The sequence below is a fragment of the Halomonas sp. LES1 genome, assembly GCF_031846005.1.
Lineage (GTDB): Bacteria > Pseudomonadota > Gammaproteobacteria > Pseudomonadales > Halomonadaceae > Halomonas.
On sequence record NZ_JAVRGC010000010.1, the window covers coordinates 23,880 to 45,469 of the forward strand.

The following is a 21,590-nucleotide window of genomic DNA, read 5'->3' on the forward strand; positions in this document are numbered from 1 at the left end:
TCTCTCCGCCACCGGGCTATTCGAGGTTGTCCAGGCCGTGCTCGGCCATGGCCACGGCGCGAAACAGGGCGCGCCCCTTGTTGAGGGTCTCCTGCCACTCCATCTCGGGCACCGAGTCGGCGACGATGCCGGCTCCGGCCTGGACATGCAGCTGGCCATCCTTGATCACCGCGGTGCGGATGGCGATGGCGGTGTCCAGGTTGCCGTGCCAGGAGAGATAGCCGACCGCCCCCGAGTAGATGCCCCGCTTGACCGGCTCCAGCTCGTCGATGATCTCCAGGGCGCGAATCTTGGGGGCACCGGAGACGGTGCCTGCCGGAAAGGTGGCGCGCAGGGCATCCATGGCGGTCAGCCCCGGCTTGAGCCGCCCGGTGACGTTGGAGACGATATGCATCACGTGGGAGTAGCGCTCCACCACCATCTCCTCGGTGACCCTGACCGAACCGGTCTCACTGATCCGGCCGACGTCGTTGCGCCCCAGATCGATCAGCATCAGGTGCTCGGCGCGCTCCTTGGGGTCGGCCAGCAGCTCCTCCTCCAGGGCGCGATCCTCCTCTTCGGTGCGCCCACGCTTGCGGGTGCCGGCAATGGGTCTCACCGTCACCTCACCCTCCTCCAGGCGGGTCAGAATCTCCGGCGAGGAGCCGGCCACCTGGTGGTCGCCCAGGTCGAGGAAGAACATGTAGGGCGAGGGGTTGAGACTGCGAAGCGCCCGATAGAGATCCAGCGGCGCGGCCCGGTAGGGGATCGACATCCGCTGGGAGGGGACGCACTGCATGACGTCACCGGCCAGCACATACTCCTTGATGGTCTCCACCGCCGACTTGAAGCCCGTCTCGGTAAAGCCGGAGCTGAAATCGCCCTCCTCCACCGCCGCACTGCCGGTACCGGGGCTGACGGTATTGAGGGTGGCGCTGCGCAGGCGAATCTCCAGCGCCTCGAGGCGCTCGACCGCGCGGACATAGGCCTCAGGTTCTGCCGGGTCGGCATGGGTCCAGAGGGCCAGGCGACCGGAGAGGTTGTCGAACACCACCAGCTCATCGCACACCATCAGCAGGATATCCGGCACCCCCAGCGGGTCGGGCTTGGCCGCGGCGGCCTCGCTGCGCAGGCGCGGCTCGATATAACGGATGGTGTCGTAGCCGAAGTAGCCCACCAGGCCACCATCGAAGCGGGGCTGATCATCCAGCCGCGGCACCTTGAAGCGCGCCTGGAACTGCTCGATCCACTCGAGGGGATCCTTGACCTCGGCGGCGCCATGCAACTCGCCGTCGACGATATGGCTGATGCTGTGATCTCGCACCTCGATGCGCTCGCGGCAGGGGAGCCCGATGATCGAGTAGCGTCCCCACTTCTCGCCGCCCTGCACGGACTCCAGCAGGAAGGTCCAGGGCGCATTGGCGAGCTTCATGTAGGTAGAGAGAGGCGTGTCGAGATCGGCCAGCACCTCGCGGGTGACCGGAATACGGTTGTAGCCGGCATCGACCAGCTGCTGAAAGCGTTCGGGGGACATCATGCCCGGACTCCTCGGTAAAACGGTTGACGGTGGTAAACGCAGGACGCCGGGGCGGGTCAAGGGGCCGCGGCTCAGAACGATATGAGCGTCACCATCGCCAGCCACAGGGAGCAGGCAGGCGGGCAGCGGCGCGGGCAGCGCTGATGTGAAGGGGTGTATCCGGCAACGTGCGGGTGGTCATCGGGTGGTGTCCGCGTCTTATAGTAATAACATATTGAAAAAGCTATTTCTTATAGCAATAGCCGAATTCACGTTAAACGAGTTCCGCCAGCGATTCAACCACGCTGTCCGGGTCGCTGTCGCGCACCGGCTCACCGTGGTTGTACCCATAGGGGACCGCCAGGGTGCGAAAGCCCGCCGCCTTGCCGGCGGCGATATCGTGGCGTGAGTCTCCCACCATCAGGCAGGCCGACGGAGACACCGAAAAATGGGCCGCAACATGCAGCAGCGGTGCCGGGTGAGGCTTCTTCTCGGCCAGGCTGTCGCCCCCCAGGCACAGCGAGAAATAGTCGGCCAGGCCCAGGTCATCCAGCAGGGGCGCAATAAAGGCCTCGGGCTTGTTGGTTACCAGCGCCAGGGGCAGGTCACGGTCGCGCAGCCCGTCCAGGCACTCTCGTACTCCCGGGTAGAGCCGGGTGTGGGCACCGGGGGCGCGGGCGTAGTGCGCGAGGAAGGCGGCGTGGGCGCGCTCCAGCAGGCCATCTGACAAAGGGCCAGCCGGCGAGGCGCCGGGGACTGATAGTAGAGGGGGTCCTATGCCAGGGATGGCATCGGTAGCGCCCAGGGAGGGGTTCACAGCGCCCCCTCGAATATCAGTCGCCGGATCAGCCTCGTCGACTCCTTCGTTCACTTGAGCAGTAAATCGCAACGCCCGCGCCATCAATACCAGCGAGCCATTGCCCACCCAGTCACGCACCCGTGCCCTGCCGACGGCGGGCAGGCCCAGCTCGGTCAGGGCGGCGTCCACGGCGATGGCCATGTCAGGCACCGAGTCGATCAGGGTACCGTCCAGGTCGAAGGTCACCAGTTCGATGCCTTCCAGAATGGGGTGCATGTGCTGACTCCAGGAGAGTGAAAGTCATATTGTGCCGCACGGGTCATGGGCAGGGAATGCCAGCCGGCCTATGCTGGTGCTTTTACGTGCCAAGGAGTGCCCTTATGAGCATACCGAGAATCGTGGTAGTGGGCGGCGGCGCCGGCGGCCTGGAGCTGGTAACTCGCCTGGGCCGGCGACTGGGACGACGCGGTCGGGCCGAGATCGTGCTGGTCGACCGTAGCCCAACCCACATCTGGAAGCCGCTGCTGCACGAGGTCGCCACCGGCGCCCTCGACTCGGGCCTCGACGAGATCGCCTATCCCAGCCATGCCCGCGCCAATGGCTATCGATTTCAACGTGGCACCCTGTGCGGTCTCGACCGACAGCGGCAGCGGCTGCAGCTGGCCGCCGTGCTTGACGATGACGGCCAGGAGATTCTGCCGGCTCGCGAGCTGGCCTACGACCGACTGATACTGGCGCTGGGCAGCGTCAGCAATGACTTCGGCACGGCGGGAGTGGCCGAACACTGCCACTTTATCGACTGCCCCGAGCAAGCCGAGGCCTTCCGGCGCGATATGCTCGATACCTTCCTGCGCTTCAGCGCCAGCACGCAGAACCAATCTCCGCGACTGAAGGTAGGCATCGTGGGGGGGGGCGCCACCGGAGTGGAGCTCGCCGCCCAGCTCTACGACGCCCTGCTGATGCTGTACAGCTACGGGGTCACCAGGCTGGAGCACCATCAGCTCGAGATATCTCTTATCGAGGCCGCCGATGACGTGCTGCCGGCCCTGCCCGCACGCATCCGCCAGGCGGTGCGTGACGAACTCCAGGGCCTCGGCGTCAAGGTGCACACCGAAACGCGGGTGACGCAGGTCGATGCCGACGCCATCCATACCGCCGACGGCCAGTGTATCGCCACCGATCTCGCTGTCTGGGCGGCAGGCATCAAGGCGCCCGACATCCTCGCCGAGCTGGACCTGACCCTGGCCAAGGGCCAGCGCCTCGTCGTCCACGATACCCTGCAGAGCGTCGACGATCCCAATATCTTCGCCCTCGGCGACTGCGCCAGCTGCCCCCAGGAGGACGGCGGCACGGTGCCGCCACGCGCCCAGGCCGCTCACCAGCAGGCCCAGCACCTCTACCGCAACCTGCGCGCCCTGATCGACGGCAAGCCGCTCAAGCCGTTCGTCTATCGCGACCGCGGCTCGTTGATCTCGCTGGCCCACTTCGAGGCGATCGGCACGCTGATGCGTGGCACCTCGGCTCGTCGCCTGTTCGTCGAGGGCCACCTGGCCAAGTTCTTCTATATCTCGCTCTACCGTCTGCACCAGCGAGCGGTTCACGGCAATCTGAAGACAGGGATCATCATGCTGGTAGATGGACTGAACCGGTTTATACGCCCGCGCCTCAAGCTACACTGAGACATCTTCGGTCCGCTGACGCAGCCAGGCCCGCTTGCGGGCGGCCGTGAGGCGCTTGATCTCGGCCTCACGGCGCAGCGCCGTGCCATGGTCACCGACTGGCTCGTGATGGCGCAGCGTCAGGGGCCCCTTGCCGCGCAGCGCCTTGGCCCCCCGCCCCGCCCGATGCTCGGCCAGGCGGCGGTCGACATCGGTGGTAATGCCGGTGTAGAGGGCCCCCGCGGCCGTCTCGATCACGTAGAGATACCAGCGGGGCGCCTTGGCTTGGGAAGTCTCGGCCTGGGGTATCTCGGCCTGGCGTGCCTCGGTGCCGAGCGAGTCGGCGCTCACCTCAGCGCACGCTGGCCAGCTGTTCGCGGAAGTCGCGAATCACACCATCGTAGCGATGCGGATCGGCCTCGTTGCGAGCCTTGAACACCGCCGAGCCGGCCACGAAGGTATCGGCCCCGGCACGCGCGATCTCGGCGATATTGTCCACCTTGACCCCGCCATCCACCTCGAGACGAATGTCACGGCCGGAGGCATCGATGCGCTGGCGTGCCTCGCGCAGCTTGTCGAGGGTGGCGGGAATGAATGACTGACCACCGAAGCCCGGGTTGACGCTCATCAGCAACACCATATCGACCTTGTCCATCACATAGTCGAGATAGGAGAGCGGCGTGGCCGGATTGAAGACCAGGCCGGCCCGGCAGCCGCCGTCACGAATCAGCTGCAGGGAGCGGTCGATATGGTCGGAGGCCTCGGGGTGGAAGGTGATGATGCTGGCGCCGGCGTCGATGAAGTCGCCGATCAGCTGATCGACCGGGCGCACCATCAGGTGAACATCGATGGGGGCGGTTACGCCGTGCTTTCTGAGCGCCTCACAGACCATCGGCCCGATGGTCAGGTTGGGCACATAATGATTGTCCATCACATCGAAGTGGACAATATCGGCGCCGGAGGCCAGCACGTCGCCCACCTCCTCGCCCAGTCGTGCGAAGTCGGCGGAGAGAATCGAGGGCGCAATCTGGAAGTCGCGGATCGGGTCAGTCATGGAGGGGGTCCCGGGTCGATGACGAGAGGCGGGATTCTATCAGACTGCCCCGCCCCGGGCAGGTGCGAGGATGCCTCGGGCGCAGAGATATATTCTAAAATAGAATAATAAACACTATTGTAATTACCTTTAACGGGTCATAACCTGCTTCCACTGCGATACACCTATGACCCGGAGCCTCGTCATGACCCTCGATCTGCGTTTTTCGCGCTCACTGCTCGCCCTTGCCCTGGGCGCCGGCCTGGCCGCGCCGGCGGCGGCCGCCGACCGGGAGCTGCTGAACTCCTCCTACGATATTGCCCGGGAGCTCTTCGCGGCGATCAACCCCGAGTTCATCGCCCACTGGCAGGAGAGCGAGGGCGAGGAGATCGCCATCCAGCAGTCCCATGGCGGCTCCTCCGCCCAGGCTCGCGCCATCCTTCAGGGATTGCGAGCCGACGTGGTGACCTACAACCAGGTCACCGATGTCCAGGTACTGGCCGACGACGGCCTGGTAGCCGAGGACTGGCAGCAGCAGCTGCCCAACAACGCCTCGCCCTACTACTCCACCACCGCCTTCCTGGTGCGCAAGGGCAACCCCAAGGGCATCGAGAGCTGGGACGACCTGGACGATGAAGGGGTGGAGATCGTCTTTCCCAATCCCAAGACCTCGGGTAACGGCCGTTATACCTACCTGGCCGCCTGGGGCTTCGCGGATCACCAGTTCGACGGAGACGAGGCCAGGATCCAGGACTTCATGGGTGACTTCCTGGGCAACGTGGTGGTGTTCGACACCGGCGGTCGCGGCGCCACCACCAGCTTTATCGAGCGTGGCATCGGCGATGTGCTGATCAGCTTCGAGTCCGAGGTCAACAACATTCGTGGCGAATACGGCAGCGATGACTACGAGGTGATCGTGCCGCCGGTCAGCATTCTGGCGGAGTTCCCGGTCGCGGTGGTCGAGCCCAATACCGAGCGCAATGGCACCGAAGAGCTGGCCCGCGCCTATGTGGAGTACCTCTACAGCGAGGAGGCGCAGCGCCAGCTGGCCGGCTTCAACTACCGTGTGCATGACGAGTCGGTGGCCGAGGAATTTGCCGATCAGTTCCCGGAAACCGAGCTGCTGCGTGTCGAAGAGGTCTTCGGCGGCTGGGATGAGGCCATGGAGACACACTTCGGCAGCGGCGGCCAGCTCGACCAGCTGCAGCGCCGCTGAGCCTGGAGGGAAGATCGATGAGCTCCCTGGCCCTCCGCCTGCCCCGGCGCCGCGTGCTGCCCGGTTTCGGTCTGTCGCTGGGCATCAGCCTGACATTCGTCTCGCTGGTGCTGCTGCTGCCGATGACCGGCCTGGTGGGCCAGCTCAAGGGGCTCAGCCTCGCCGAATACTGGGCGATCATCACCGATGGCCGGGTGGTGGCCAGCTACACGGTCACCATCGGCGCCGCCGCGGTGGCGGCACTGGCCAATGCCGTGTTCGGACTGCTGCTGGCCTGGGTGCTGGTACGCTACGACTTTCCGGGCAAGCGTCTGCTCGATGCCCTGATGGACCTGCCCTTCGCGCTGCCCACGGCGGTGGCGGGCATCACCCTGGCCACCCTCTACGCCGGCAACGGCTGGGTCGGGGGCCTGATCGAGCCGCTGGGCCTCAAGGTGGCCTACACCTGGGTCGGGATCGCCCTGGCCATGGCCTTTACCAGCATCCCCTTCGTGGTGCGGACGGTACAGCCGGTGCTGGAGGACCTGCCCCACGAGGTGGATGAAGCCGCCATGACCCTGGGCGCCTCGGACGCCACCGGCTTTCGTCGCGTGATCCTGCCCTACCTGTGGCCGGCACTGGTCACCGGCACCGGGCTCGCCTTCGTGCGCTCGCTGGGCGAATTCGGCGCGATCATCTTTATCGCGGGCAATGCCCCGTTCGAGACCGAGATCACCGCGCTGATGATCTTCGTCAAGCTTCAGGAGTACGACTATGCCGGCGCCTCGGCGATCGCCTCGGTGGTACTGGCCGTCTCCCTCGCCCTGCTGCTGGTGATCAACATCTGGCAGGGGCACTTCATCAAGCGGCTCCATGGAGGACGTGGCTGATGCAACGTATCGGTGATGCCCCCGCGGTGCGCCGCGCCCTGATCACCGCCGCCGTGCTTCTGGCGGCGCTGTTCCTGCTGCTGCCGCTGGCGGCCATCTTCGCCCAGGCCTTCTCCCAGGGTGTCGGGGTGTTCTGGCACAATATCAGCGACCGCTACACTCTGGCGGCGATCGGCCTGACCCTGTTTATCGCCGTCCTGACCATCCCCATCTGCCTGGTGTTCGGGGTGGCCCTGGCCTGGCTGGTGACCCGCTTCGACTTCCCCGGTCGGCGCCTGCTGCAGACGCTGATCGATATTCCCTTCGCGGTATCGCCGGTGGTGGCCGGGCTCATCTACCTGCTGCTCTACGGCCGTAACGGCTGGATCGGTGGCTGGCTCGATGCCCACGATATCCAGCTGATGTTCGCCTGGCCGGGCATCCTGATGGTGACGGTATTCGTGACCAGCCCCTTCGTGGCCCGGGAGCTGATCCCGCTGATGCAGGCCCAGGGCTCCCGCGAGGAAGAGGCCGCCGTGACCCTGGGGGCACCAGGCTGGACCATCTTCCGCCGGATCACCCTGCCCAATATCCGCTGGGCACTGCTCTACGGCGTGGTGCTGACCAACGCCCGGGCGGTGGGTGAGTTTGGTGCGGTCTCGGTGGTCTCCGGGGCCATCCGTGGCCAGACCATGACCCTGCCCCTGCATCTGGAGCAGCTCTATCAGGACTACAACGCCGTGGGCGCCTTCGCCAGCGCCGCCCTGCTGGCCCTGATCGCCCTGTTCACCCTGGCCGCCAAGGCCGGCCTGGAATGGCGTACCGCGCGCCAGGAGGTTACCCAATGAGCATCCGATTGACCGATATCGCCAAGCACTATGGTCACAAAGGGAAGGGTAGCCCCGGCCAGGCCGGGGGACGCGCCCTGGAGCCGGTGAATCTGGAGGTCGCCAAAGGCGAGCTGGTCGGCCTGCTCGGCCCCTCGGGCTCGGGCAAGACCACCCTGCTGCGCATCATCGCCGGCCTCGAGTCGCCGGACCGCGACCCGGCCGGGCGCATCCTGTTCGGTGACCGCGACGTCACCGACGTGCATGTGCGCGACCGCCGCATCGGCTTCGTCTTCCAGCATTACGCGCTGTTCCGCCATATGACGGTGTTCGACAACGTCGCCTTCGGCCTGACCGTGCTGCCGCGGCGAGAGAGGCCCTCCAGCGGCGAGATCCGCGCCCGGGTCCATCGCCTGCTGGAGATGGTGCAGCTCGAACACTTCGCCGGGCGCTATCCGGCCCAGCTCTCCGGCGGCCAGCAGCAGCGGGTCTCCCTGGCCCGGGCCCTGGCCCTGCGCCCTGATGTCCTGCTGCTGGATGAACCCTTCGGCGCCCTGGATGCCAAGGTCCGCCAGGAGCTGCGCCGCTGGCTGCGCCAGCTGCACGATGAGCTCGGCTTCACCAGCCTGTTCGTGACCCACGATCAGGAAGAGGCACTGGAGCTCTCCGACCGTGTGGCGGTGATGAGCCATGGCCGCATCGAACAGATCGACACCCCGGATGCCCTCTACCGCTCACCGGCCAACCGCTTCGTGTTCGAGTTTCTGGGCGACGTCAATCATCTGGAGGGCGAGGTGCGTGGCGGCACCCTGACCTGCGGCGAGGCGACGCTTGTGGTGGACCTTCCCGACGGCCACCAGGAACTGCTGCTGCGGCCCCATGAGGTGCGCCTGGCAGAGGCGCCCACGCCGGAGGCCCAGCTGCCCGTCACCGTCACCGCCATCTCCCCGGTGGGGGCCGAGGTGCGCATCGAGGTCGCCGCGGACTGGCTGGTCGAGCCCTGGCTGGCCACCGTACGCCACGCCGACTACGAGCGCCTGGCTCTCACTCGTGGCCAGCGACTGTATGCCATTCCGCGTCACTGGCACCGTTTCAGTGCCGAAGGCACCCAGCAGCGCCAGGCCATCACGGCCTGATGACGCCCTCTGTCCGCCGGGCGCCCACGGCGGACAGCCCCTCCTCCCATGGAGGTCGCCGACCGTTCTCGCATGAACTTTTCACGCCGCCGCCTCTCTGATGTCAGGAGTCCGCGCGATGCGGCGTAACGGACAGTCCCCGACGCCCAGCCCGACGCCCATCGGTGCCAGCGGCTCTCGTCCTCTCCCCAGCCCCCGAGCCGAGGCCCACGATGCTGATCAAGATCGCCAAACCGCATGACCTGCGCGAGTCCGATGTGACGCCTGAGTCCATCTATCTCTCCCGCCGCCGCTTCATGGGCGGCATGGCGGGGCTGGGGGCCGGACTTGCGCTTAACGGCCCGGCCCATGCCGATGCCGACTATGCGGATGTACCCGACGGTGACGGGCCGGCGTGGCTGAAGGAGAAGATCGACGCCACACGCTGGCAAGCGGTCACTCCTCGCGATCCCGAGAAGGACAAGCTGACCCCCTTCGACGACGCCAGCGGCTACAACAACTTCTACGAGTTTGGCTCCGGCAAGTCAGACCCCGCGCGCCGTGCCGGCAGCCTGGAGACCCAGCCGTGGAGCGTGGTGGTCGACGGCGAGGTCAACAACGGTGGCCGCTTCGCCCTGGAGGATCTCGCCAGCCCCTCGCGTTTCGAGGAGCGGATCTACCGGCTGCGCTGCGTGGAGGCATGGTCGATGGTAATTCCCTGGCTGGGCATCCCCCTCGCCGAGGTGATCAGGCGCGCGGAACCCACCAGCAGGGCCAGGTACGTGCGCTTCGAAACCCTGGTCGACCCGGAGCAGATGCCGGGGCAGCGTTCCGCGTTCTCGCTGATCGACTGGCCCTATGTCGAGGGACTGCGCCTGGACGAAGCCATGCACCCCCTCACTCTGCTCGCCCTCGGCATGTATGGCCGCGAGCTGCCCAACCAGAACGGCGCCCCCCTGCGACTGGTGGTGCCCTGGAAGTACGGCTTCAAGAGCATCAAGTCGATCGTGCGCATCTCGCTGGTGGAGGAGCAGCCGCTCAACTCCTGGCAACAGATTGCACCGGATGAGTACGGCTTCTACGCCAACGTCAATCCCCGGGTCGACCATCCCCGCTGGAGCCAGGCCACCGAGCGCCGGCTGCCCAACAGCCTGTTCAGCCCCAACACCATCGATACCCTGATGTTCAACGGCTACGCCGACGAGGTCGCCGACCTGTACGCGGGGCTGGATCTACGGACGCACTATTAATGGCCAACCTGAACCGCCTGATGACCCTCCCGAACCGCTGGCAACTCTGGCGCCTGGGGGTGTTTATGGCGGCCCTGACCCCACTGGTGATCTGGGGCTGGCAGGTGGCCAGTAACGCCGCCGGTCCCGAGCCGGGTCGCTACCTGTTGCTGAATATCGGCCTCGGCGCGCTGTGGATGCTGCTGCTCACCCTGAGCCTGACGCCGCTCTCCCGGCTCACTCGCTGGAAAGGCTTCGCGCTGATCCGCCGCCAGCTGGGGCTGTGGACGCTGGCCTACGCCAGCCTGCACATGCTCAGCTACGCCCTCTTCATCCTGGGGCTCGACTGGGGCATGCTGGGCAGCGAACTGGTGAAGCGCCCCTATATCATCGTCGGCATGCTGGCCCTGAGCGGCCTTGTCGCGCTGGGCGTGACCTCAAACCGCTGGTCGATGCGTCGACTGGGCAAGCGCTGGAAATCATTGCACCGCCTGGTCTACGGCATTCTCGGTCTGGCCCTGCTGCACTTCTTCTGGGTCGTGCGCGCCGACCTCGGCGAGTGGCTGCTGTATGCCGCGATCTCGGCACTGATCATGGCGACCCGTCTACCGCCGGTCGCCCGAACACTGCCCAGGCTGCGCTACCGCTTCGGCCGTGCGTCCTAGGCCGCCTCCTATTACTCCTCCTTCTATTGGCCCTTCTTCTATTGCCCCCTGACGCTTCCGGATAGGCCGCGCCGAACGGATATCGGCCATGCCGAACGGTCAGTGGTCCCGCCCGGCAGATCGCAGATACCCAGGGCCTATCGATCCCAGACCATCAGGGTCTCGTTCTCCCCGGTCAGTGGCTCGAGGCGCTCCTCCACCGCATGAAACCCCAGGCGGTGGTAGAAGGAGACGGCACGCACATTACGCGAATAGACACTCAGGGTGAGGCGCTTATGACCGGCCATGGCATGGGCCATCAGCCGTGAGCCATGGCCATAGCGCTGGACCCTGGGATCGATGAACAGCGCCTGCAGATGGTCGCCGTCGAGGGCGGTGAAGCCGATCACCCTGCCCTCCACCTCGAGCACCGTGACCTCCTCGGCCTGAGGCAGCCGCTCCTGCACCATGAGCTCGGCGCGGGATATCCAGAAGGTCTCGGGGATAAAGTCGTGGGCGCGCATCGAGGCACGCAGCCAGATATCGGCAAGCAGAGGGATATCCTCGGCGGTGGCGGGGCGAATCATCACACGGCTCCTGCTGGGCGTACCGACAGTGTAATCGAGGAGGCAAGGACGTACCCTGTGTGATCTCGAGGGCGCTATACTGCGCTTCGACATTCACCCTGGACGGGAGCTCCCCATGCTACGTCGACGCTTTCTTCGCCTCTCCCTGGCCCTGGTCACGGCTGGCTGGCTCGCCGGCTGCGCCGCCCCCCAGACCCTGCAGCTCGACCCCAAGCGCAGCGCCGCGGTACCGGTCGCCGGCAATGGGCAGGCCGTCACGGTGATCGCCGCGGATGGACGTGACGGCGAGGTGATCGGCACCCGTACCGGCAGCGCCATGTCCACGGCCACGATCACCGTCCATGCCCACGAGCTGATGCCGAAACTGCAGCGCGAGGCCGAGCGAGCCGTGCGGGAAATGGGCTTTACACCCACCACCCAGCGTGCCGAAGGCCGCCCCCACCTGACCCTGACACTCGATCACCTGGGCTACGAGCGCGGCAAGAGTCGGCCCGTGATCGGCGAGTCACGCCTGGAGGCCGTGTTTGTGGCCGAGGCGACCAATGGCGGCACCACCTACACCGGCACCTACACCTCACGACGCACCCAGAGCTACGCCGTTCGGCCGGACCAGCGGAGCAATACCCGAATGGTCAACGACCTGCTCGTCGACGGCCTGAACCGCGCCTTTCGTGACCCGGAGCTGGGCCGCCTGCTGGCCCGCTGAGGGGTCACTCGACGGGACCTCGGCGCACCATGGCCCAGACATGTTCCCGGAAGCCGCTGCCCGGCTCCGGGGCGCCTCTCTCCAGCAGCGTGATCCGGAAGTTGGGCTCGAACAGCTCCCGCACCTCCTCTTCCGGCACATGAAAGGGCGGCCCGGCCTGCTCCTCACCGGCCGCACGTTCAAGGCCGATAAGCAGCCCGCTGGCCCCCGGAGGTATCAGCTGCGCCAGATGGAAGGCGTAGCGCTGGCGGGTGGCGGGTGGCAGGGCGATCAGCGCGGCACGGTCATAGAAGGCGCCGATCTCGGCCGCCTGCTCGATATGGAAGTGAAAGAAGTCACCGCACCAGAGCTCGACATTGGCCTGGCGACTTATCTCGAACCCCGCCTGGTGGTAGCGGGAAACGGGCTCGCTCCCCTCGGCGAGAAACTGCTCGACCGCCTGGGGCGCCAGCTCGATACCCAGCACCGGATGGTCGCGATGGCCCAGCCAGCGCATGTCGTGGCTCTTGCCGCATAGCGGCACCAGCACCTTGACACCGGGGCTCACCCCCAGCAGCGGCCAGTGGTGGCACAGGACGGGGTGCGGTGCGTCGCGATGGAAACCGATACGCGCTTCACGCCAGCGGGTCAGCCATTCATTCACCATGACGGCTCAGAACCAGCGATCGCGCTTGCGACGGCGGCGCGGCAGATGGGGAACGATCAGGCCAACCAGCAGGCCGGCACCGGCCACGCCGCCGCCATACATGAAATAGCGCATCAGCAGGTCCTCCTCCTGGGTGTTGAGGCGAGCCTCCAGTTCACGCGCGGTCTGGCGGGAGTGCTCGGCTTCGCCATCCAGCTGGTGGTTGCGTGACTCCAGCTCGGCAACTCGCGCCTCGCGAACCTCGAGGGTCTCACGCAACGCGGCGGTGCGCTGCTCCCACGCCTCATCGATGCCGTCGAGTTCGGCCTCGAGCTCGGCCACCCGCTGCTCAAGCTCGGGCAGGCGCACCTGAGCACTGGGGACCTCCTGGATCTCGCGGCTGAGCACCCAGACGGCGTCGCCGCCGGGACCTCGAACGCGGGTGTAGTCGCCGCTGGTCTCCAGCCGCTCGACAGGCTCGCCGGCGGTAAGGGTGCCGACGATGCGGTAGCCGTCGGTGGGACCGCTGCGCACGTAGGTGGTCAGGGAGTCGGAGACCCAGACGGTGTCGCTCTGCTCCTGAGCCGCCAGCGGCAGCGCCAGCAGGCCGAGCAGGGTGCCCAGACATACGCCCAGACCGGTTCGTGTGCTGTGGTGTTTCGTCATGCCATGATCCTGACTGTAGAGTCCTTGCCTGAAGCGTCCTGGCTGAAAGGTGTTTCCTGGAAACATCCTGAAGGTGGCGCCCTGGCGGGGAAGCGCTGCGGCGCCCAAGGCCCTGGCGGCGATAACTGACGCTGCATCGACACACAGGTGACAGCCCACCAGCTCTCCGCAAGGGTTATGCACAGCTTCTGTGGACAACCCCCGGGACAACCGTGGGAAAGTCGTCCGCTGCGCCCGCCACACCTTGGCTCGACGACTGCTGGTCAGTGCATGACCAGTGTCATCCGACTCATCGAACACTCTTCAGGGCCCAGGCCCCGGCGCTATCCAGCCAGCCGGGGCTCGCTAGGTTAGCACACTCGTGCCACCTGGCAGGGCTACCGACCCAAGGGGCGCTGGGGACAAGCTGAAGAGGAGGTCCCACGCCAGGGATGGCGTCGGTAGCGCCCAGGGAAGGGTTCACAGCGCCTCCTCGCAGGCTTGTCGCCAGATCAGCCCCGGGCTACCGAGCTGTCGAGCTATCTGCAACAGCCCTGTGCCACCTGGCATCGGGCTGGCTCCCCGCGGTCACGGCACGTATAATATAGGGCTGTTTTCAACGATGGCCCAGGCGGCCACCGCCATCCATTGCCGTGCCTCCGGCGAACTTGAGCCGTGAGCGCCGCGCACCCCAGAACCCACCGGTGACAGACGTCGGGCGCCTGGCGCCACGACCCCTACTCTTATGGCGAAGAAACTCTTCATCAAGACACACGGCTGCCAGATGAACGAGTACGATTCCGCCCGCATGGCGGATCTGCTCGGCGAATCTCACCGTCTCGAACTCACCGACGACGAGCAGGAGGCGGATGTCATCCTGCTCAACACCTGCTCGATCCGCGAAAAGGCCCAGGAGAAGGTGTTCCATCAGCTGGGACGCTGGAAGAAGCTCAAGGAGAACAACCCCGACCTGGTGATCGGCGTGGGCGGCTGCGTGGCGAGTCAGGAAGGCGAGGCGCTGCGCAAGCGCGCGCCCCATGTCGATATGGTGTTCGGGCCCCAGACCCTGCACCGGGTCCCCTCCATGCTCGACTCGCGCCAGCAGGACCAGATCTCGGTCGTCGACGTGACCTTCCCTGAGATCGAGAAGTTCGATCACCTGCCCAAGCCCAGCTCCGACGGCGCCACCGCCTTCGTCTCGGTCATGGAGGGCTGCTCCAAGTACTGCACCTTCTGCGTGGTGCCCTACACCCGGGGCGAGGAGGTCTCGCGACCCTTCGAGGCGGTGATGGACGAGGTCATTCACCTGGCCGACCAGGGCGTGCGCGAGATCAACCTGCTGGGACAGAACGTCAACGCCTACCGTGGCCTGAACCAGCTGGGTGACGAGATCGACCTGGCCGAGCTGATCGGTTGCGTGGCGGCCGTTGAAGGCATCGACCGCATTCGCTTCACCACCTCTCACCCGGTGGAGTTCTCCGACAGCCTGATCGAGGCCTATGGCGAGATTCCGGAGCTGGTCAGCCATCTTCACCTGCCGGTACAGGCCGGCTCCGACCGCGTGCTCGCCGCCATGAAGCGCGGCCATGGCGTCGAGGAGTATGTCGAGAAACTGGAGCGCATTCGCGCGCTACGCCCCGACATCAGCTTCTCCTCGGACTTCATCATCGGCTTCCCGGGCGAGACGGAGGCGGACTTCGAGGCCACCATGAACCTGATTCATCGCATCGGCTTCGACCACTCCTTCAGTTTCGTCTACTCGGCACGCCCCGGCACGCCGGCGGCCAGCCTCGAGGATGACACCCCCGAGAGCGTCAAGAAGCAGCGCCTGGCGATCCTTCAGGAGCGCATCAACCAGCAGGCCATGCAGATCAGCCGGCGCATGGTGGGCACCACCCAGCGCATCCTGGTCACCGGCTTCGCGCCACGCGACCCGGGACAGCTCTCCGGCCGGACCGAGAACAACCGGGTGGTCAACTTCCGTGCCCCCAATCCCACCGAGCTGATCGGCTACTTCGTCGACGTCGAGATCAGCGAAGCATTGCCCAACTCGCTGCGTGGCGAGCTCGCCTCCCCGGCGATCTACTGAGAATCGACGCCTCTGCTCGACCAATGATTGCCGCGGTGGCCGCCGCGGCAGTATGCTGACGCCACACTCATCTTCCAGGGGATCCGCCCGCCTTGAGCCAGACAGCCTCCCAGGCCAACCGCATCATCACTCTGACCCTCGAACCCAACGACCCGCGCCGCCTGGCCAACCTCTGTGGCCAGCGCGACGAGAACCTCAAGCTGGTGGAGTCCCGTCTGGGCATCACCCTGCGCAACCGCGGCAACATCTTCCAGCTGGCCGGGCCCATCCATCGGGTCAAGGCCGCCGCCAACGTGCTCGAACACCTCTACCGCGAGACCGAGGCCAATGACCTGGAGCCGGATACCGTGCATCTCTTCCTGCAGGAGTCCGGTCAGCAGGCGCTCGAGGAGGATGAGGGCGATGCCGATGGCGCCGAGGTGCTGATCCGCACGCCGCGCACCCTGATCAAGCCACGCGGCCTCAATCAGCAGGGCTATGTGCAGAGCATCCGCTCCCACGACATCAACTTCGGCATCGGCCCGGCGGGTACCGGCAAGACCTACCTGGCGGTCGCCGCGGCGGTGGAGGCCCTCAATCAGCAGGAGGTTCGCCGCATCCTGCTGGTACGCCCGGCGGTGGAAGCCGGCGAGAAGCTCGGCTTCCTGCCCGGCGACCTGGCCCAGAAGATCGACCCCTACCTGCGCCCGCTCTACGACGCCCTCTATGAGATGATCGGCTTCGAACAGGTGGCCAAGCTGATCGAGCGCCAGGTGATCGAGATCGCCCCGCTGGCCTATATGCGCGGGCGCACCCTCAACAACGCCTTCATCATCCTCGACGAGAGCCAGAACACCACCCGCGAACAGATGAAGATGTTCCTGACCCGTATCGGCTTCGGCTCCACCGCGGTGATCACCGGCGACGTGACCCAGGTCGACCTGCCCCGCGGCCAGAGCTCGGGGCTGATTCAGGTCCTCGAGGTGCTCAAGGGAACACCCGGCATCGGCGTGACCCACTTCGCCGCCAAGGATGTGGTGCGCCACCCCCTGGTGCAGCGCATCATCGAGGCCTACGATAGCTTCGAGGCCGAGCAGGAGGCCGCCGAGCGGGCCCGCAAGGAGGCTCGGGAACAGGAGCGCGAGACCCTGCGTCAGGAGCGCCAGGAGCGCCTCGGCCGCGAGCGAGGCGAGTCATGACGTCTCCCCGGGTCGATCGCCAGGTCGCCCTCGAGGCCGAGGGCCTGCCGAGCCAGGCCGAGCTGGAGGCCTGGGTGGGGGCGGTACTGTCGCGCCATGTGGTGGAGGACGACAGCGAGCTCAGCGTGCGCCTGGTGGACGCGACGGAGAGCCAGACGCTGAACCGCGACTACCGCGGCCGCGACAAGCCCACCAATGTGCTCTCTTTCCCCTTCGAGAACCCGCCCGGCGTGACCCTGCCGCTGCTCGGCGACCTGGTGGTCTGCCATCCCGTGGTGGTGGCCGAGGCCACCGAGCAGGACAAGGCACTACACGATCACTACGCTCATATGGTGGTTCACGGTACGCTACACCTGCTCGGCTACGATCATCTGGAGGATGACGAGGCCGAGGCCATGGAGGCACTGGAGCGCGAGATCCTGGCCGAGCTTGGCATCACCGACCCTTATCGGACCGCACCCGAGGATGAGAGAGCCGATTCATGAGCGAAGATCGATCGAGTGGCCAGGGCAACCGTTCCTGGATCGAGAAACTGCTGGGGGCGCTCTCCAGCGACAGTGACGAACCCAGCTCGCGGGACGAGCTACTGGAGTTCCTGCGTCAGGCGGCAGGCCGTCTGAAACTCGAGCAGGACGCCATGATGATCATCGAGGGGGCGCTGAAGATCAGCGACCAGCAGGTTCGCGAGGTGCTTATCCCGCGCTCCCAGGTCACGGCCATCGCCATCGACCAGCCGCTGGATGAGTACCTGCCGGTAATCCTCGAAACCGGCCACTCCCGCTACCCGGTCATCGGCGAGAACCTCGATGAGGTCAAGGGGATCCTGCTGGCCAAGGACCTGCTGCCGCTGCTGCGCAACGGCCAGGAGAACGGCAGGCCCTTCCGTCTCGAGGAGGTGGTGCGGCCGACGCTGTTCGTGCCGGAGTCCAAGCGTCTCAATAGCCTGCTCAAGGAGTTCCAGAACACGCACAACCATATGGCGATCGTGGTCGATGAGTACGGCGGCACCGCCGGCATCGTCACCATCGAGGATATCCTCGAGGAGATCGTCGGGGAGATCGAGGACGAGCATGACGCCGACGACGACGAGGATATTCGCGACCTGGGCGAGGGGCGCTACGCCATCCGCGCCCTGACTCCCATCGAGGACTTCAACGAGCGCTTCGAGACACACTTCTCCGACGAGGAGTTCGACACCCTCGGCGGCCTGGTAATGCAGCGTTTCGGCCACCTGCCGGCACGGGGCGAGCATACCGTCATCCGCGGCTGGCGCTTCACGGTGCTGAATGCCGACAACCGCCGCATCCGACTACTGGAAGTCGAACCCAGCAACTCCGACGACGCTCTCGACGACGACTGACGCGCCTGCCACGGAGGGCCAAGATGTCTGTGTTTCGCCTGCCCGCACCCCTCGGCTGCCTGCTGGCAGCCGCGGCCGGTGTTCTTACCACGCTTACCGCCTCCCCCTTCGAACTGTGGTGGCTGGGCCCGGTAGCCGCGGGGCTTATCTACCTGGGTATCCACGCCCTGACACCCGGCCAGGCCGCCCTGCGCGGCTGGTGCTATGGTCTCGGGCTGTTCGGCTCCGGCGCCTCCTGGGTCTATGTATCGATCCACGACTATGGCTATACCGGCATCCCGCTGGCCCTGCTCCTCACCGTGCTGTTCGTCGCGGGGCTGGCGCTCTTCCCCGCCGTGACCCTCTGGCTCTATCGCCGCCTTACCGGCCCACGCCTGGCCTGGCTCAGCTTTGCCGGCGCCTGGGTCCTGGGCGAGTGGCTGCGCACCTGGCTGTTCACCGGCTTTCCCTGGCTGCTGCTGGGGACCTCGCAGGTGGACTCGCCCCTCGCCCCCTGGGCCCCGGTAGGCGGGGTCTATCTGCTCTCCCTGATCACCGCGCTGACCGGCAGCCTCGGCGTCGAGTTGCTCCGGCGGCGATGGTGGGCCGCGCTCCCTGTCGCCGCCCTGTGGCTCGCCCCCATGGCGCTGCCCGCCCAGTGGACGAGCCCCGCCGGTGAACCGCTACGCGTGGCGCTGCTGCAGGGCAACCTCGACCAGGCCATCAAGTGGACCCCAGCCGGCCAGCGCGAGGCCGCCAATCGCTACAGCGCGCTGACCCGAGCACACAGCGACGACGCCCCGGACCTGATCATCTGGCCCGAGGCGGCCCTGCCGATGTTCGAACGCGAAGCGCGACCCATCCTCGAGCGGGTGCAGTCCAATCTCGCCCCCGGCACCGCCCTGCTCACCGGCATCCTGCAGCGTGACGACGCCGGACTCTACTACAACAGCGTGATCGGCCTGGGTGATGTCGAGGGGGAGTACCGCAAGACGCATCTGGTGCCCTTCGGCGAATACCTCCCCCTGGAGAGCCTGCTTGCCGATACCATCGCCTTCTTCAATCTGCCGATGCCGGCCATGACGCCCGGGCCGGAAGGCCAGGCGCCGCTCAGGGCCGCCGGCACCACCATCGGCAACGCCATCTGCTACGAGATCATCTACCCGGATCGTGTCGCCGCCCAGGCGCGCCAGGCGGCGCTGCTGCTGACGGTCTCCAATGACACCTGGTTCGGCCGCTCCATCGGCCCCCTGCAGCATCTGCAGATGGCCCGGCTACGCGCCCTGGAGAACGGCCGCTACGTGATTCGTGCCACCAGCAATGGCGTCACCGCCATCATCGATGCCCAAGGGCGCATCACCACCCGGGCTCCCCAGTTCGAGATGACCAGCCTTGGCGGCGAGGCGATCCCCATGCAGGGGCTTACCCCCTTCACCCGCACCGGCAGCTGGCCCACCTGGCTGCTCGCCGCCCTGATGGTGCTGCCGGGGCTTCGGCTGCGCCGCAAGCGATAAACCGGACGCTGCACAAAAACGGCAGCAAAAATCAAGAAGCGCCCAGCCGATTCATCGACTGGGCGCTTCTACTGTTAGTTATAGCCTTCTACTTATAGCTTACAGCTTCAGGCTTCCGACGGAGTCGGGATTTCGCCCAGCACCTCGGGAATGGTCATTTTGACATAGCGCCCCGGCGCCGGCTCGATGATGGAGAGCTCGCCATCACCGGGCTGGCGTGCCGCCACCATCTTCTCGGCATCGACATAGCCATTGTCGGTCATCCACGCCTGCCAGTGGGGCCACCAGGAGCCCTCGTGCTGCTGGGCCCCGGCCAGCCACTCCTCGTGGGTCTCGGGCAACGAATCGTTGGTCCAGTAGCCGTACTTGTTCTTGTGCGGCGGGTTGACCACCCCGGCGATATGCCCCGACCCACCCAGCACAAAGGTCACCGGTCCCTTGGGCAGCAGCGCCCCATAGTAGGTACTGTTCCACTTGGCGATATGGTCCTCCCGGGTCGAGAGGAAGTAGCTGGGCGTGGAGATCTTGCGCAGGTCGATCTTGACCCCGTCGAGTTCGATGCCACCGGGCTCGACCAGCTTGTTCTCCATATACATATGGCGCAGGTACCAGCCATGGGTTGCTGCCGGCAGATTGGTGCCGTCGGTGTTCCAGTAGAGCAGGTCGAAGGGGGCCGGCACATCGCCCTTCAGGTAGTTGCTGATGTAGAAGGACCAGAACAGGTCGTTCTCGCGCAGCAGGTTGAAGCTGAAGGCCATCACACGACCATCCAGATAGCCGTCACGCTCCATCTTCGCCTCGATGCCCTCAAGCACCGGCTCGCTGAGGAAGGTGCCGATCTCGCCCGGGTCACGGAAGTCCTGCAGCGTCGTCATATAGGTAGCCGACTTGACCCGGCGCCCACGGCGAGTGCTGGTGAGATAGGCCACGGTGGAGGCCGCCAGGGTGCCGCCGACACAGTAGCTGAGCAGGTTGACCGACTTCTCGCCGGTGGCCTGCTCGATCGCTTCGATGGCGGCGATGGGGCCCAGCTGCATGTAGTCGGCCCAGGTCAGGTCGCGCTGGGCCGGGCCCGGGTTGCGCCAGGAGATCAGGAAGACACTGTGCCCCTGACCGACCAGCCACTTGACGAGGGAGTTGTCCTCGCGCAGATCGAGGATGTAGTACTTGTTGATCCAGGGCGGAACGACCAGCAGCGGCGTCTTGTAGACCTGCTCGGTGGTGGGGGCGTACTGGATCAGCTGGATCAGCTCGTTCTCATAGACCACCGAACCGGGCGTCACGGCGATGTTCCTGCCCACCTCGAAGGCGCTGCGATCGGTCATGGAGACATTGAGCCCCTCGGCGGAGTTGCTCAGGTCCTGGCGCAGGCGAGCCAGGCCATCGACCAGATTCTGGCCCCGGGTCTCCAATGTCTTGCGCATCACCTCGGGATTGGTGGCAACGAAGTTGGTGGGCGACATGGCATTGACCATCTGGCGGGCATAGAACCCCAGCCGGCTCTTCTGCTCGGCGGGCAGTTCCAGGCCATCGATCAGCTCCTCGACCAGGCGCGAGAAGAGCAGATACTGCTGCATGATCGCCAGATAGTAGGGGTCGCTGGTCCAGGCCTCATCCTTGAACCGACGATCGCCCTTGTTCGGCGTTACCAGCGGCTCGACCTGCTCGCCCGCCATGGCCCGCAGCCCGTTCTGCCACAACTGGACCTGATCCTGCATCAGTCGCGCCTGGGTCTGCCAGAGCTGGGGCGGATTGCTCATCAGCGACTCGGCCGCCGCCTGGAAGCTCTCCCGCATATCCCCATAGACCGAATCGGCGGCATCGCTGGGCACCATGCGCTCCAGCAGGTTGCCCATCAAATGCCGATACTCCTCGCCGATCTGCTTAAGCTGGGCATTCCACGCCTCCAGCTCGGCTTGTGTCGGTGCTTGAACCCCTGGCTGCATTGAACCCTCCTGGTCCGTCGACCATGTCATGCCGACATCGGATAAGATGCTCCGCCATCCTCGCAAAGGGGCGGCGGATTGGACAGCGACCCCGCAA

Annotated in this window: 21 protein-coding genes; 13 read left to right on the plus strand and 8 right to left on the minus strand. The window is 66.0% G+C overall.

The window, feature by feature from the left end; all coding sequences use genetic code 11:
• Positions 1-16: 16 nt before the first annotated feature.
• Together trpE and gph are read right to left on the minus strand one after the other, a co-directional pair.
• Positions 17-1,513: an anthranilate synthase component I gene (trpE, locus tag RM463_RS16535; RefSeq protein ID WP_311430716.1), complete on the minus strand. Its 1,497-nt coding sequence runs from the start codon at positions 1,511-1,513 to the stop codon at positions 17-19.
• A 256-nt stretch (positions 1,514-1,769) separates the two neighbouring features.
• Complete coding sequence (gph, locus tag RM463_RS16540) at positions 1,770-2,570, minus strand: phosphoglycolate phosphatase (protein ID WP_311430659.1); 801 nt, start codon at positions 2,568-2,570, stop codon at positions 1,770-1,772.
• A gap of 104 nt (positions 2,571-2,674) precedes the next feature.
• Between gph and RM463_RS16545 the strand changes: the two genes are divergently transcribed.
• A complete protein-coding gene (locus RM463_RS16545) occupies positions 2,675-3,973 on the plus strand; it encodes an NAD(P)/FAD-dependent oxidoreductase (RefSeq protein ID WP_311430660.1) in 1,299 nt (432 codons plus the stop codon).
• On the opposite strand, the gene RM463_RS16550 is transcribed toward RM463_RS16545, so the two are convergent.
• Both RM463_RS16550 and rpe read right to left on the minus strand, forming a co-directional pair.
• Positions 3,965-4,303 (minus strand): GIY-YIG nuclease family protein, encoded by a 339-nt coding sequence (locus tag RM463_RS16550; RefSeq protein ID WP_409229171.1) that lies wholly within the window; start codon positions 4,301-4,303, stop codon positions 3,965-3,967. The two genes, RM463_RS16545 and RM463_RS16550, sit on opposite strands and share 9 nt — an antisense overlap.
• A gap of 1 nt (position 4,304) precedes the next feature.
• Positions 4,305-5,006 carry a ribulose-phosphate 3-epimerase gene (rpe, locus tag RM463_RS16555; RefSeq protein ID WP_311430661.1) on the minus strand — a complete coding sequence of 234 codons (702 nt, stop codon included), beginning with the start codon at positions 5,004-5,006 and terminating at the stop codon, positions 4,305-4,307.
• 184 nt (positions 5,007-5,190) lie between these two features.
• Here rpe and cysP point away from each other — a divergent pair, with 184 nt between their 5' ends.
• From cysP to msrQ, 6 genes are all read left to right on the plus strand, one after another.
• Positions 5,191-6,201 (plus strand): thiosulfate ABC transporter substrate-binding protein CysP, encoded by a 1,011-nt coding sequence (gene cysP, locus RM463_RS16560; protein WP_311430662.1) that lies wholly within the window; start codon positions 5,191-5,193, stop codon positions 6,199-6,201.
• A 17-nt stretch (positions 6,202-6,218) separates the two neighbouring features.
• A complete protein-coding gene (gene cysT / locus RM463_RS16565) occupies positions 6,219-7,070 on the plus strand; it encodes a sulfate ABC transporter permease subunit CysT (protein ID WP_311430663.1) in 852 nt (283 codons plus the stop codon).
• Positions 7,070-7,897 carry a sulfate ABC transporter permease subunit CysW gene (gene cysW / locus RM463_RS16570; RefSeq protein ID WP_311430664.1) on the plus strand — a complete coding sequence of 276 codons (828 nt, stop codon included), beginning with the start codon at positions 7,070-7,072 and terminating at the stop codon, positions 7,895-7,897. Before cysT ends, cysW begins: the two co-directional genes overlap by 1 nt.
• Positions 7,894-9,012 carry a TOBE-like domain-containing protein gene (locus RM463_RS16575; RefSeq protein ID WP_311430665.1) on the plus strand — a complete coding sequence of 373 codons (1,119 nt, stop codon included), beginning with the start codon at positions 7,894-7,896 and terminating at the stop codon, positions 9,010-9,012. The genes cysW and RM463_RS16575 overlap by 4 nt, the downstream gene beginning before the upstream one ends.
• 212 nt (positions 9,013-9,224) lie before the next feature.
• Positions 9,225-10,241 (plus strand): protein-methionine-sulfoxide reductase catalytic subunit MsrP, encoded by a 1,017-nt coding sequence (msrP, locus tag RM463_RS16580; RefSeq protein WP_311430666.1) that lies wholly within the window; start codon positions 9,225-9,227, stop codon positions 10,239-10,241.
• Complete coding sequence (gene msrQ / locus RM463_RS16585) at positions 10,241-10,885, plus strand: protein-methionine-sulfoxide reductase heme-binding subunit MsrQ (RefSeq protein WP_311430667.1); 645 nt, start codon at positions 10,241-10,243, stop codon at positions 10,883-10,885. The genes msrP and msrQ overlap by 1 nt, the downstream gene beginning before the upstream one ends.
• Before the next feature lie 137 nt (positions 10,886-11,022).
• Here the strand turns inward: msrQ and RM463_RS16590 are convergent, their stop codons facing one another.
• On the minus strand, positions 11,023-11,451 hold the full coding sequence (locus RM463_RS16590) for a GNAT family N-acetyltransferase (RefSeq protein WP_195688380.1): 429 nt from the start codon (positions 11,449-11,451) through the stop codon (positions 11,023-11,025).
• 115 nt (positions 11,452-11,566) lie between these two features.
• On the opposite strand from RM463_RS16590, the gene RM463_RS16595 reads away from it, so the two are divergent.
• Positions 11,567-12,157: a YajG family lipoprotein gene (locus RM463_RS16595; protein ID WP_311430668.1), complete on the plus strand. Its 591-nt coding sequence runs from the start codon at positions 11,567-11,569 to the stop codon at positions 12,155-12,157.
• A 4-nt stretch (positions 12,158-12,161) separates the two neighbouring features.
• On the opposite strand, the gene RM463_RS16600 is transcribed toward RM463_RS16595, so the two are convergent.
• Both RM463_RS16600 and RM463_RS16605 read right to left on the minus strand, forming a co-directional pair.
• Positions 12,162-12,803 carry a thiopurine S-methyltransferase gene (locus RM463_RS16600; RefSeq protein WP_311430669.1) on the minus strand — a complete coding sequence of 214 codons (642 nt, stop codon included), beginning with the start codon at positions 12,801-12,803 and terminating at the stop codon, positions 12,162-12,164.
• A gap of 6 nt (positions 12,804-12,809) precedes the next feature.
• Entirely contained in the window at positions 12,810-13,448 is a 639-nt protein-coding gene (locus tag RM463_RS16605; protein ID WP_195688383.1) for a TIGR04211 family SH3 domain-containing protein, read from the minus strand.
• Between the two features lie 724 nt (positions 13,449-14,172).
• Here RM463_RS16605 and miaB point away from each other — a divergent pair.
• The 5 genes from miaB to lnt all read left to right on the plus strand — a co-directional run bounded on the left by miaB (position 14,173) and on the right by lnt (position 19,547).
• On the plus strand, positions 14,173-15,516 hold the full coding sequence (miaB, locus tag RM463_RS16610) for a tRNA (N6-isopentenyl adenosine(37)-C2)-methylthiotransferase MiaB (protein WP_311430670.1): 1,344 nt from the start codon (positions 14,173-14,175) through the stop codon (positions 15,514-15,516).
• Between the two features lie 92 nt (positions 15,517-15,608).
• On the plus strand, positions 15,609-16,694 hold the full coding sequence (locus RM463_RS16615) for a PhoH family protein (RefSeq protein WP_311430671.1): 1,086 nt from the start codon (positions 15,609-15,611) through the stop codon (positions 16,692-16,694).
• The gene (ybeY, locus tag RM463_RS16620) at positions 16,691-17,179 is read left to right on the plus strand and encodes an rRNA maturation RNase YbeY (protein ID WP_311430672.1); all 489 of its coding nucleotides are present in this window, start codon (positions 16,691-16,693) and stop codon (positions 17,177-17,179) included. Before RM463_RS16615 ends, ybeY begins: the two co-directional genes overlap by 4 nt.
• Positions 17,176-18,054, plus strand: coding sequence for a transporter associated domain-containing protein (locus RM463_RS16625; RefSeq protein WP_311430673.1), 879 nt, complete (start codon positions 17,176-17,178; stop codon positions 18,052-18,054). Before ybeY ends, RM463_RS16625 begins: the two co-directional genes overlap by 4 nt.
• Positions 18,055-18,077: 23 nt before the next feature.
• The gene (gene lnt / locus RM463_RS16630; protein ID WP_311430674.1) at positions 18,078-19,547 is read left to right on the plus strand and encodes an apolipoprotein N-acyltransferase; all 1,470 of its coding nucleotides are present in this window, start codon (positions 18,078-18,080) and stop codon (positions 19,545-19,547) included.
• A gap of 107 nt (positions 19,548-19,654) precedes the next feature.
• Here the strand turns inward: lnt and phaC are convergent, their stop codons facing one another.
• Positions 19,655-21,493 (minus strand): class I poly(R)-hydroxyalkanoic acid synthase, encoded by a 1,839-nt coding sequence (gene phaC, locus RM463_RS16635; protein WP_311430675.1) that lies wholly within the window; start codon positions 21,491-21,493, stop codon positions 19,655-19,657.
• Positions 21,494-21,590: the final 97 nt, after the last annotated feature.

Coding starts and splice junctions, on each gene's coding strand:
- trpE (WP_311430716.1), bottom strand. CDS start 1,513: ATGTCCCCCGAACGCTTTCAGCAGCTGGTCGATGCCGGCTACAACCGT.
- gph (WP_311430659.1), bottom strand. CDS start 2,570: ATGCACCCCATTCTGGAAGGCATCGAACTGGTGACCTTCGACCTGGAC.
- RM463_RS16545 (WP_311430660.1), top strand. CDS start 2,675: ATGAGCATACCGAGAATCGTGGTAGTGGGCGGCGGCGCCGGCGGCCTG.
- rpe (WP_311430661.1), bottom strand. CDS start 5,006: ATGACTGACCCGATCCGCGACTTCCAGATTGCGCCCTCGATTCTCTCC.
- cysP (WP_311430662.1), top strand. CDS start 5,191: ATGACCCTCGATCTGCGTTTTTCGCGCTCACTGCTCGCCCTTGCCCTG.
- cysT (WP_311430663.1), top strand. CDS start 6,219: ATGAGCTCCCTGGCCCTCCGCCTGCCCCGGCGCCGCGTGCTGCCCGGT.
- cysW (WP_311430664.1), top strand. CDS start 7,070: ATGCAACGTATCGGTGATGCCCCCGCGGTGCGCCGCGCCCTGATCACC.
- RM463_RS16575 (WP_311430665.1), top strand. CDS start 7,894: ATGAGCATCCGATTGACCGATATCGCCAAGCACTATGGTCACAAAGGG.
- msrP (WP_311430666.1), top strand. CDS start 9,225: ATGCTGATCAAGATCGCCAAACCGCATGACCTGCGCGAGTCCGATGTG.
- msrQ (WP_311430667.1), top strand. CDS start 10,241: ATGGCCAACCTGAACCGCCTGATGACCCTCCCGAACCGCTGGCAACTC.
- RM463_RS16590 (WP_195688380.1), bottom strand. CDS start 11,451: ATGATTCGCCCCGCCACCGCCGAGGATATCCCTCTGCTTGCCGATATC.
- RM463_RS16595 (WP_311430668.1), top strand. CDS start 11,567: ATGCTACGTCGACGCTTTCTTCGCCTCTCCCTGGCCCTGGTCACGGCT.
- RM463_RS16600 (WP_311430669.1), bottom strand. CDS start 12,803: ATGGTGAATGAATGGCTGACCCGCTGGCGTGAAGCGCGTATCGGTTTC.
- RM463_RS16605 (WP_195688383.1), bottom strand. CDS start 13,448: ATGACGAAACACCACAGCACACGAACCGGTCTGGGCGTATGTCTGGGC.
- miaB (WP_311430670.1), top strand. CDS start 14,173: ATGGCGAAGAAACTCTTCATCAAGACACACGGCTGCCAGATGAACGAG.
- ybeY (WP_311430672.1), top strand. CDS start 16,691: ATGACGTCTCCCCGGGTCGATCGCCAGGTCGCCCTCGAGGCCGAGGGC.
- RM463_RS16625 (WP_311430673.1), top strand. CDS start 17,176: ATGAGCGAAGATCGATCGAGTGGCCAGGGCAACCGTTCCTGGATCGAG.
- lnt (WP_311430674.1), top strand. CDS start 18,078: ATGTCTGTGTTTCGCCTGCCCGCACCCCTCGGCTGCCTGCTGGCAGCC.
- phaC (WP_311430675.1), bottom strand. CDS start 21,493: ATGCAGCCAGGGGTTCAAGCACCGACACAAGCCGAGCTGGAGGCGTGG.